Annotated in this window: 9 protein-coding genes; 3 read left to right on the forward strand and 6 right to left on the reverse strand. The window is 71.8% G+C overall.

The features are described 5' to 3' along the window. Positions 1 to 60: 60 nt before the first annotated feature. Positions 61 to 840, reverse strand: coding sequence for a TSUP family transporter (locus ACT3TD_RS11005; protein ID WP_301441771.1), 780 nt, complete (start codon positions 838 to 840; stop codon positions 61 to 63). Between the two features lie 121 nt (positions 841 to 961). Here ACT3TD_RS11005 and ACT3TD_RS11010 point away from each other — a divergent pair, with 121 nt between their 5' ends. Further along, entirely contained in the window at positions 962 to 1876 is a 915-nt protein-coding gene (locus ACT3TD_RS11010) for a carbohydrate kinase family protein (RefSeq protein WP_301441770.1), read from the forward strand. Between the two features lie 39 nt (positions 1877 to 1915). Further along, a complete protein-coding gene (locus ACT3TD_RS11015; RefSeq protein ID WP_441579802.1) occupies positions 1916 to 3211 on the forward strand; it encodes a D-serine ammonia-lyase in 1296 nt (431 codons plus the stop codon). A 32-nt stretch (positions 3212 to 3243) separates the two neighbouring features. Here ACT3TD_RS11015 and ACT3TD_RS11020 read toward each other — a convergent pair whose 3' ends face one another. Together ACT3TD_RS11020 and ACT3TD_RS11025 are read right to left on the reverse strand one after the other, a co-directional pair. Further along, on the reverse strand, positions 3244 to 5313 hold the full coding sequence (locus ACT3TD_RS11020) for an NAD(+) synthase (protein ID WP_301441768.1): 2070 nt from the start codon (positions 5311 to 5313) through the stop codon (positions 3244 to 3246). A gap of 32 nt (positions 5314 to 5345) precedes the next feature. Beyond that, positions 5346 to 5786 carry a universal stress protein gene (locus tag ACT3TD_RS11025; RefSeq protein ID WP_441579803.1) on the reverse strand — a complete coding sequence of 147 codons (441 nt, stop codon included), beginning with the start codon at positions 5784 to 5786 and terminating at the stop codon, positions 5346 to 5348. A gap of 134 nt (positions 5787 to 5920) precedes the next feature. Here ACT3TD_RS11025 and ACT3TD_RS11030 point away from each other — a divergent pair, with 134 nt between their 5' ends. Further along, positions 5921 to 7066, forward strand: coding sequence for an LLM class flavin-dependent oxidoreductase (locus ACT3TD_RS11030; protein ID WP_441579804.1), 1146 nt, complete (start codon positions 5921 to 5923; stop codon positions 7064 to 7066). Position 7067: 1 nt separating this feature from the next. Here the strand turns inward: ACT3TD_RS11030 and ACT3TD_RS11035 are convergent, their stop codons facing one another. The 3 genes from ACT3TD_RS11035 to ACT3TD_RS11045 are packed head-to-tail and all read right to left on the reverse strand — an operon-like array spanning position 7068 to position 9957. After that, on the reverse strand, positions 7068 to 7868 hold the full coding sequence (locus ACT3TD_RS11035; RefSeq protein ID WP_301441766.1) for an ABC transporter ATP-binding protein: 801 nt from the start codon (positions 7866 to 7868) through the stop codon (positions 7068 to 7070). Further along, the gene (locus ACT3TD_RS11040) at positions 7865 to 8911 is read right to left on the reverse strand and encodes a FecCD family ABC transporter permease (protein WP_301441765.1); all 1047 of its coding nucleotides are present in this window, start codon (positions 8909 to 8911) and stop codon (positions 7865 to 7867) included. Before ACT3TD_RS11040 ends, ACT3TD_RS11035 begins: the two co-directional genes overlap by 4 nt. Next, positions 8908 to 9957, reverse strand: coding sequence for a FecCD family ABC transporter permease (locus tag ACT3TD_RS11045; protein ID WP_441579805.1), 1050 nt, complete (start codon positions 9955 to 9957; stop codon positions 8908 to 8910). Before ACT3TD_RS11045 ends, ACT3TD_RS11040 begins: the two co-directional genes overlap by 4 nt. Between the last annotated feature and the right edge of the window lie 75 nt (positions 9958 to 10032).

A 10032-nucleotide genomic window follows, 5' to 3' on the forward strand; every position in this document is an offset into this window, starting at 1 on the left:
CGAAACCCCCGGTCCTCGGACCGGGGGTTTCGTCGTGCGCTCACCACCGCTCACCACCGCTCACCCCGCGATCAGGTCGTACCCCAGCTTCGCGGACATCACGACGACAACCACCAGGATCACCACGCGCACGAACCCGGTCCCCCTGCCGAGCACCATCCGGGCACCGATCTGCGCGCCGACCACGTTCGTCACCGCCAGCCCCAGGCCCAGCAGCCACAGCACCTCGCCCTGCAGCGCGAAGGTGACCAGCGCGCCGAGGTTGGTGAACACGTTGATCACCTTCGCCCACGCGGCACTGGTGATGAAGTCCCCGCCCAACAGGGAGGTGAAGCCCAGGATCAGGAACAGCCCGGTGCCGGGGCCGAACGTGCCGTCGTACACGCTGATCGCGGCGACCAGGGCGGTCAGGCTGAGCCAGGTGCGCACCCCGGGGCCTGTCCCGGCGAGCCCGCCGGTCCCCGACCCCTGCCCGAACGAGGGCCGCACGGCGATGAACACCCCCACGGCGACGAGCAGCACGATGATCACCGGGCGCATGACCTGCTTGTCCACCGAGGAGGCGATCATCGCCCCACCCGCCGAACCGAGCAACGCCACCGGCGCGAAACGCAGGGCCTTACGCGCCGAGGGCACCTTGCGCGCCAGCACCGCCGCCGAGCTGGCGGTCCCGAAGATCGCGGCGACCTTGTTCACGCCCAACGCCTGGGCGTTGGACATCCCCGGGTTCAGGATCATCACCAGCGGGATGAGGATCAGTCCCCCACCACCGACCACGGCGTCCACCCACCCGGCCGCCAACGACCCGACGAGCAGCACCCCGATCACCGTCACAGACACCGCGCACCTCCTCCGTCTCCTACCAACCGGTATGAGCGTACCGGCACCGCGCCTACACTGGCCCCGGAAAACGTTGAACCCGGAAAACGTAGAACCCGAGAGCATCCCAGGAGCCCCACCGATGACCACCCGCATCGCCGTGATCGGCGAGTCCCTCGTCGACGTCGTCCAGGAGGGCCCGACGCAGGAACGCCACGGCTACGTCGGCGGGTCGCCGCTCAACGTCGCGGTCGGCCTCGCCCGCCTCGGGCTCCCCGCCACGCTGCACACCCGCATCGGACGCGACGGCTACGGAGAGATGGTCGCCGGACGACTGGCGGACGAGGGCGTCGCCGTGCCGGACGGCGCGCTCGTCGACGACCGGACGTCCACCGCCACGGTCACCCTCGCCGACGACGGTGGCGCGAGCTACGACTTCGACCTCGTCTGGGACCTCCCCGTGCCGGACGTCTCGGACACCTCCGGGGTCACGGTGGTGCACACCGGCTCGATCGGTGCCGTCCTCGAGCCGGGCGGGACGGTGGCCCGCACGGCCGTGGCCACCGCCGGCCCCGGCGTCCTGCGCACCTACGACCCCAACGTGCGCTCCGACATCATGGGCGACGCGGGCACCGCGCGCCGCGTGATCCGCGACCTCGCGGCGTCCTGCCACGTGGTGAAGTTCAGTGACGAGGACGCCGCCTGGCTCGGCGACGGCCGCACCGCGGACGAGGTGCTGGCGGACGTCGCGGCGTCCGGCCCGCGGGTGACGGTGATGACCCGCGGCGCGGACGGCTGCACCGCCGTCGTCGACGGCGTCACCCACGAGGTGCCCGGGCGGAAGGTGGAGGTCGCCGACACCATCGGCGCCGGCGACGCCTTCATGTCCGGCCTCCTGTTCGCCCTGGTCAGCGACGGCAGCGACCGGCTGCTCGTCGCCGGTGAGCCCCTTGGCACCGACCGGGTGGCCCGCGCACTGGACACCGCGGTGGCCAGCGCCGCGGTGGCGGTGTCGCGTGCCGGGGCGCAACCGCCGCACCGCGATGAACTGGTGTGAGCGACCACCTCCGGACGTGCACCTCTAGACTCGGCCACCATGCACTCACTTCGGGACGCCCTGACCACCGACGCCGACCGGGCCGTCTTCGACGACCTCGTCGCCGGACGCCCCACCGTGTGGCGTCCCCACCGTGGTGGGACGGCGCCTGACCACAGCGCACTCAGCGCGCTTGCCCCGCTGGTCGACGCCGCGGAGGACCGCTTCCGCTGGTTCGCCCCGCTCTTCGAGGAGCTCTTCCCCGACACCCGCGGCCGCGGCGGCATCATCGAGTCGGAGCTGACGAAGGTCACCGCGCTCAGCGAGGCATTGGGCACCGGGTTCGACGCACCCGTGCCGGCGAACCTGTGGGTCAAGCGGGACGACTCGCTGGCGGTCAGTGGCTCGGTGAAGTCCCGCGGCGGCATCCACGAGGTCCTCCAGACCGCGGTGGAGACCGCCGACGAGCTGGGCATCGACCTTGCCGACGGGCCACTGACCTTCCTCTCCGAGACCACCCGGGAACGCATGGCCACCCGGCGGATCGTCGTCGGCTCCACCGGCAACCTGGGCATGTCCATCGGGCTGATGGGCGCGGTGCTCGGCTTCTCCGTGACGGTACACATGTCCCACGACGCCAAACAGTGGAAGAAGGAGCGCCTGCGCGCCTCCGGGGTCGAGGTCGTGGAGCACGAAACCGACTTCACCGAGGCCGTGCACGCCGGACGTCTCGCCGCCGAGGCCGACCCGCACGCCCACTTCATCGACGACGAGAACTCCCGCAGCCTCTTCGCCGGCTACGCCGTCGCAGGACGCCGCCTCGCCGGCCAGCTCGCGGCGTCCTCCGTCGTCGTCGACGCCGGGCACCCGCTGACCGTGTACCTGCCGTGCGGTATCGGCGGGGCACCCGGCGGCATCACCTACGGGCTGTGGGAGACCTTCGGTGACGCCGTACACTGCGTGTTCGTCGAACCCGTGGCGATGCCCGCCTTCCTGCTGGGCCGGCTCACCGGGCGCGACGACGCCGTCGCCGTCACCGACATCGGACGCGGCGAGGCGACACTCGCCGACGGCCTGGCGGTCGGGCGTCCCTCCGGATTCGTCGGCGCGACCGTCGGCCACCTCGTCGCCGGGTACGCCACCGTCACCGACGACGACCTGATGCGCGTCCTACGCCTGGCGCACGACGTCGCCGGCATGAAGCTTGAGCCGTCCGCCTGTGCGGGGCTACGCGCAGCAGGATGTCTCGGGAACGGTGACGGGGACGGCGGCACGCACATCGCGTGGCTGACCGGCGGTTCCCTGATGCCCGACGAGGAGTTCGCCGCGCTGCTCGACAGTTCCGCGGCGTTCTAGTCGACAGTTCCGCGGGATTCTCCGGGACGCGACTACTCCGGCGGGTACGCGGCGTCGAGTTCCGCCAGCCAGGCGCGGGCGTTGCCGTCGGACGGGGCCCGCCAGTCGCCCCGCGGCGACAGCGAACCCGCCGGCGACACCTTCGGCCCGTTCGGCACCGCGGTGCGCTTGAACTGCGCGAAGCCGAAGAAACGCTGCAGGAACGTGCGCTCCCACCGCACGATCGTGGCCAGGTCGTAGGTGTAGCGGTCCTGCGGGGGGAACCCCGCGGGCCATTCGCCGGCGTCGGCGTCGCGCCATGCGTGCCACGCCAGGAAGGCGATCGTGGACGGCCGCGTCCCGCGCAGCACGTGCCACAACGTGAAGTCGTGCAGCGCGTACGGCCCGATCGTGTCCTCGGTCGACTGCACCTGCCCGTCCGCCCCGGCGGGCACGAGCTCCGGGCTGATCTCGGTGTCCAGCACCGAGCGCAGCACCACCGCGGCGTCCTCCCCGACCACGGTCCCGTCGGCGATGACCCAGCGGATCAGGTGCTGGATCAGCGTCTTCGGCACACCGGAGTTCACCGCGTAGTGGCTCATCTGGTCGCCGACACCGTAGGTGCACCAGCCCAGGGCGAACTCGGAGAGGTCACCGGTGCCCACCACCACCCCGCCGAGGTGGTTGGCCAGGCGGAACAGGTAGTCGGTGCGCAGGCCCGCCTGCACGTTCTCGAAGGTGACGTCGTACACCGGCTCGCCGTCGCCGGCGGGATGCCCCATCTGCCGCAGCATCTCGGTGGCCGCCGGCCGGATGTCCAGGGTCTCGATCGTCGCCCCCATCGCCTCGGCGAGCTTCACCGCATTCGACTTCGTGTGGTCGCTCGTGGCGAAGCCGGGCATCGTGTAGGCCAGGATGTCGGAGCGCGGACGCCCGGTACGGTCCATCGCCCGGGCCACGACCAGCAGCGCGTGGGTGGAGTCCAGCCCGCCGGACACCCCGATCACCGGCCGCGGGTTCCCGATGGCCTGCAGCCGCTGGACCAGGCCGGACACCTGGATGTTGAAGGTCTCGTAGCAGTCCTGCGCCAGACGAGCCGGGTCGCCGGGCACGAACGGGAAGCGCGCCACGTCGCGGTACAGTCCCACGTCACCGCGCGGGGCGCCGAGGGTGAAGGAGACGGTGCGGAACGCCGCGTCCCGCGTGCCCACGGCGTCCTGCACGCTCCGGCGGTTGTCGTCGAAGGTGCCCTGGCGCAGGCGCGCGGCGCGTAGCCCGGCGACGTCCACGTCGGCGACGCTGACGCGCGGGCCGTCGGGGAAACGCTCCGTCTCCTCGAGCAGCACGCCGCGCTCGTGGACCATCGTCAGACCGTCCCACGAGACGTCGTTGGTGGACTCGCCCTGACCGGCGGCGGCGTACACGTACGCCGCCAGGTTGCGTGCCGACGCCGACTTCGCCAGCAGGTGACGGTCGTCGGCGCGCTGCACCGTGATCGGGCTGCCCGACAGGTTCAGCAGCACCGTCGCCCCCTGCAGCGCCGCCAGCGACGACGGCGGCACCGGCACCCACATGTCCTCGCAGATCTCCGCGTGCAGCGTGAGCCCGGGCACGTCGGACGCCTCGAAGAGCAGGTCGGAGCCGAAGGGGACGTCCTGCCCGCCGATGCTGATGCTCGCCGCGCGCACGTCGTCGCCCGGCGCGTACCAGCGGCGCTCGTAGAACTCCCGGTACGTCGGCAGGTAGGACTTCGGGGTCACACCGAGGATGCGGCCACGGTGGACGACCACGGCGCAGTTGTACAGCCGGTTGCCGTGCACCAGCGGCGCGCCGACGACCAGCACGGGGAGGAGGTCGGCGGACGCGGCGACGATGTCGGCGAGCGCGTCGGTGACGGCGTCGAGGAGGACGTCCTGCATCACCAGGTCCTCGATGGCGTAGCCGGTGAGGCTGAGCTCGGGGAACACGGCGACGGCGACATCACGCCCGTGCAGGTCACGGGCGGTGTCGAGGATGGTGCGGGCGTTCGTGGCAGGGTCGGCGACGGCGACCGGGACGGTGGCGGCGGCGACGCGGGCGAACCCGTGCGCGTAGGCCCCTGCGGTGGGCTGCTGTTCAGGCATGCGTCCAGTGTGCCAGGCGGGTGCCGGCCCTTCTATCGGTGCACGGTGTTGACGATGTAGACGTTGCAGCCCGCCTCGGCGGTGACCTTGCGCGCCACGCTGCCCAGGATCCGCGCGAGCCCCTGGACGCGCTTGTTTCCCACCACGATCAGGTCGGCGTCCAGCGCCTCGGCCTTGCCGACGAGCACCTCCGCCGGGGAGCCCACCCCGGCGGACGCCACGACGGTGAGTTCCGGGTGCGCCGCGCGCAGTTCGGCGGCGACGGCGTCCGCGCTGCTGCGGGCGTTGGTCGCCAGACCGTCCGAGGTCGTGGAGGACGCCGCGGGGCTGCTGCCGTCGCTGCCGCCCTCGGTCTCGATACTGTAGGAGTCGTTCGCCGCGTAGGCGGTGACGACGTGCAGCTCCGCACCGAACCCCTCCGCCAGCTCGGCGGCCTTCCGTGCGGCCCGCAGCGCCGTCTCGCTCGAGTCCACGCCTGTGACCATTACCTTGACCATCTTGATCTCCCGTTCCTGCCGGTGTACTTCGCGTCGTGAACCATCATAGGCCGTGTGTGCGCGGGCCGGAGGGCGACCCAACGGCATGAGGTAATGCTAGGCTCACCCCCATGTACCTCGGCGTCCTCCCCGCAAGCCCGTGGCAGCTCCAGAACGCCTGGCCGGAGTCCCCGGAGTTCACCTCCCGCGCCATGGACCCCACGCTGTACGCCGGGCTCGCCCGTGACTGCGAGGCTGCCGGCATGGACTTCCTCTTCCTGCCCGACAAGCACGTCGCCAACGCCGCCCCGCCCGGGCGTGCCGACCCGTCGATGGTGGACAGCTGGTTCGAGCCGCTCACCCTGCTCAGCTACCTCGCCGCCGTCACCTCCCGCATCGGCCTGGTCCCCACCCTGTCCACCACCTGGTACGAGCCCTTCCCGCTGGCCCGCCAGATCCTCAGCCTCGACCACCTGTCCGGGGGACGCGCCGGCTGGAACGCGGTGTCCTCGCACCCGGGCCTGGAGCAGCCGAACTTCGCGCACCGCCCGGAGGACACGCGTGAGGGGATGAAGGCCCGCCACGCCGAGGCGGTGTCCCTCGTGAAACGGCTGTGGACGTCCTGGGACGCCGACGCGGTGGTCGCCGACGCCGACGCCCGGCGGTGGACGCGCCCCGGTACGGTGCGCCCCGTCGACCACCACGGCGAGTACTTCGACGTCGCCGGCCCGCTCACCCTGCACCGGTCAGTGCAGGACCACCCGCCGGTGGTGATGGCCGGGGCGTCCGACGGTTTCCTGCGCACCGCGGCGCGCGACGCCGACGTGGTGTTCACCGCACTCAGGGACGCCGACGACGCCCGCCGGGCCGTCGGAACCCTGCGCACCTTCGCCGGGGAGGAGGGACGTACCGGGCAGGACGCCCCGCGGCTCATGCCGGGCTACTTCGTCTCCGCCGCCGGGTTCCCCGAGTTCGGCTCCCCTGGCGAGCCGGGCCCGGCGGGACTGCACTTCCACACCCCCACCACCGGCGGGCGTGCGCCGTCCGGCCGGGACGTCGCCGGGCACCTGGTGCGCATCGTCGAGGAGACGGGCCTGGACGGGTTCATCCTGATGCCCCGGCTCATCCCCGAGGACCTCCGGTTCCTGTGCGACGAGGTCGTGCCGGAGCTCGTGTCCCTCGGCGCCCGACCGTCCCCGTCGGGGCTCCCCACGCACTCCACGTTGCGGGCGAACCTGGGGATGAACCTGGGGATGAACACGGGTGCGACCGGTTAGCTCACAGCACCCGGTGCCGTCCGATCGGCAGCACCAGCGGCGTGCCGGACACCGGGTCGTCGATGATGCGCGAGTGCAGCCCGAACACCTTCTCCACGCGGGCCTCGGTGAAGATCTCCGCCGGCGCTCCCACGGCCTCCACTCCCCCGTCGGCGATCATCACGACCTGGTCGCAGTAACGGGCGGCGAGGTTGAGGTCGTGCAGCACCATCACGATGGTGATGCCGGACGCCTCGTTCAGGTCGGTGAGCAGGTCCAGCACCTCGACCTGGTGGGCCATGTCGAGGAAGGTCGTCGGCTCGTCCAGCAGCATCAGGTCGGTCTGCTGTGCGAGCGCCATGGCGATCCACACGCGTTGGCGCTGCCCGCCGGAGAGTTCGTCGACGGCCCGGTCGGCCAGCGCGGCGGTGCCGGTGGTGTCCAGGGCGAAGGCCACGGCCTCGTCGTCGGCGGCCGACCAGCGCGACATGATGCCCTGGTGCGGGTGGCGTCCGCGTCCCACCAGGTCGGCCACGGTGATGCCCTCCGGGGCGATCGGCGACTGCGGCAGCAGCCCCAGGGTGCGCGCGAGCTCCTTGGCCGGACGCGAGTGCACGTCCCTGCCGTCCAGCAGGACGTGGCCCGACGTGGGCTTGAGCAGCCGGGACATGGACTTCAGCAGCGTGGACTTGCCGCACGCGTTGGCACCGATGATGCCGGTGACCCTGCCGGGCAGCACGCTGAGGTCGATGCCGCGGATCACCGCGCGGTCCCCGTAGCCCAGGTTCAGGTCCTCGACGGCGAGGGAGTGTTCACGAGTCACAGTGCGCCTCCAGTGGCGTTGCGCCGGTTGGTGCGGATGATGAGGTAGATCAGGTACGGCGCGCCGAGCACACCGGTGACGACACCCACCGGGTAGCGGGCGTCGAAGGCCCACTGGCCGGCGAAGTCGGCGATGAGCACCAGCAACGCGCCGACGAGGGCGGCGGGAATGAGCAGGTTCGTGCCCGGCCCCACGAGCCGTGCGGCGATGGGCCCGGACAGGAAGGCGACGAAGGCGATCGGCCCGGCCGCGGCGGTGGCGAAGGCGATCAGCCCCACCGCCGCGACGACGAGGACCAGCCGCGTCAGGGTGACTCGTACGCCGAGGGCGCCGGCGGTCTCGTCGCCGAGCTGGGTGACCGAGAGGTTGCGCCACTGCGCCAGCAGCACCGGCACCAGCACGACCAGGGCGAGCAGGACGAGACGGACGTCGTTCCACACGGCGTTGTTGAGGCTGCCGGTGAGCCAGCGCATCGCCGTCTGGGTGTCCCACGTCTGTGCCCCGGAGAGCTGCCAGTTGGTGAGGCTGGTGAGGATCGCCGAGACCCCGATGCCGACCAGGATCAGCCGGGTGCCGGCCACCCCGCCCTTCCACGCCAGGGCGAAGACGAGCAGCGCTACACCGAGCCCGGCGGCGATGGCGAAGGCGGACACGCCGGCCCGGCTCAGCGACAGGCTGAGGATGGCGAAAACCGCCGCGGCGGATGCTCCCGAACTGATGCCGATGATGTCCGGGCTGGCCAGGGGGTTGCGCAGCATCGTCTGGAAGACCACACCGCCGAGGCCGAAGGCCAGGCCGCAGACCACCGCCAGCGACGCGCGCGGCAGGCGCAGGCGTCCCACGGTGAAACTCGCCCCGGGCACGGTCTCGCCGGTGGCCACGCGCCACACGTCGCCGAGCGGGTACACGGTGTGCCCGTAACTCAAGGACGCCAGGTAGGACGCCACGACGAGGGTCACGAGCACGGCCACGAGCGTCCACCACCGCCGGTGGCGGCCGCGTCGTTCCGCCGCGACGGCCTGAATTGTGCTGGTTACACTCATAGCGCACGCACCTTCTGACGTCGGACGATGGCGATGAACACGGGCGCACCGATCAGGGCGGTGAGGATGCCGACCTCCAGTTCGGACGGGCGGGCGACGATGCGTCCCAGGATGTCCGCGGCGACGAGCAGCACCGCGCCGGACACCGCGGCGAAGGGGATCAGCCACCGGTGGTCCACGCCGACGAGCAGCCGGCAGGCGTGCGGGACGACGAGGCCGACGAACCCGATGGGCCCGGTCACCGCCGTCACCGCACCGCACAGCACCACCGCCCCCAGGGCGGCGCACGCCCTGGTCAAGGCCACCCGCTCGCCCAGCCCGGCGGCCAGTTCGTCGCCGAGGGCGAGGGAGTTCAACCCGCGTGCGGACAGCAGGCAGACCAGGAAACCCACGACCAGGAAGGGGGCGACGAGCCGGATGGAGTCCCACGTGCCGCCGCCGACGCCGCCGACTTGCCAGTCGCGGGCGAGGTCGACGAGGTCGGCGCGGGTGAGCATGATCGCGCTGATGAAGGACGTCAACGCCGCCGCCGTGGCGGAGCCGGCGAGCGCGAGTTTCAGCGGGGTGGCCCCGCCGTGGCCCAGTGAGCCGATGACGTAGACGACCACGGCGGTCACCGCCGCACCCGCCATCGCCAGCCAGATGTACTGGTTGGTGGTGGTCAGGCCCAGGAACGCCATGCCCATGACGACGGCCAGCGCCGCACCGGTGTTGACCCCGAGGATGCCGGGGTCGGCCAACGGGTTGCGGGTGACGCCCTGCATCACCGCGCCGGTGACGCCGAGCGCCGCCCCGGCGACGACGGCCAGGACGGTGCGGGGGATGCGTTTGGCGACGGAGGCCTGGTCGAATCCGTCGGCGGAGCCCCCGTAGGCGGCGAGGATGTCGGCCAGCCCCACGTCGCGCGAGCCCACGGCGGTGGAGACCGCCATGACGACGAGCAGCACGACCACCGCCACGACCAGCCAGAGGGTGCGCAGCGTCGTCGAACGGCGCAGGCGCTCAGCCGTGGTCTCGGCTGTGTTCGTACTGGTCGTGCTCGTCATTACCGTGCGGAGCCTTAGGGCGTGTTGCTAAAGGGTGCTGACTTCATCCAGTCCAACGTCGCCGCCAAGCACACC

The sequence above is a fragment of the Corynebacterium sp. AOP36-E1-14 genome, assembly GCF_052377495.1.
Lineage (GTDB): Bacteria > Actinomycetota > Actinomycetes > Mycobacteriales > Mycobacteriaceae > Corynebacterium.

Coding starts and splice junctions, on each gene's coding strand:
- ACT3TD_RS11010 (WP_301441770.1), top strand. CDS start 962: ATGACCACCCGCATCGCCGTGATCGGCGAGTCCCTCGTCGACGTCGTC.
- ACT3TD_RS11015 (WP_441579802.1), top strand. CDS start 1,916: ATGCACTCACTTCGGGACGCCCTGACCACCGACGCCGACCGGGCCGTC.
- ACT3TD_RS11020 (WP_301441768.1), bottom strand. CDS start 5,313: ATGCCTGAACAGCAGCCCACCGCAGGGGCCTACGCGCACGGGTTCGCC.
- ACT3TD_RS11030 (WP_441579804.1), top strand. CDS start 5,921: ATGTACCTCGGCGTCCTCCCCGCAAGCCCGTGGCAGCTCCAGAACGCC.
- ACT3TD_RS11040 (WP_301441765.1), bottom strand. CDS start 8,911: ATGAGTGTAACCAGCACAATTCAGGCCGTCGCGGCGGAACGACGCGGC.
- ACT3TD_RS11045 (WP_441579805.1), bottom strand. CDS start 9,957: ATGACGAGCACGACCAGTACGAACACAGCCGAGACCACGGCTGAGCGC.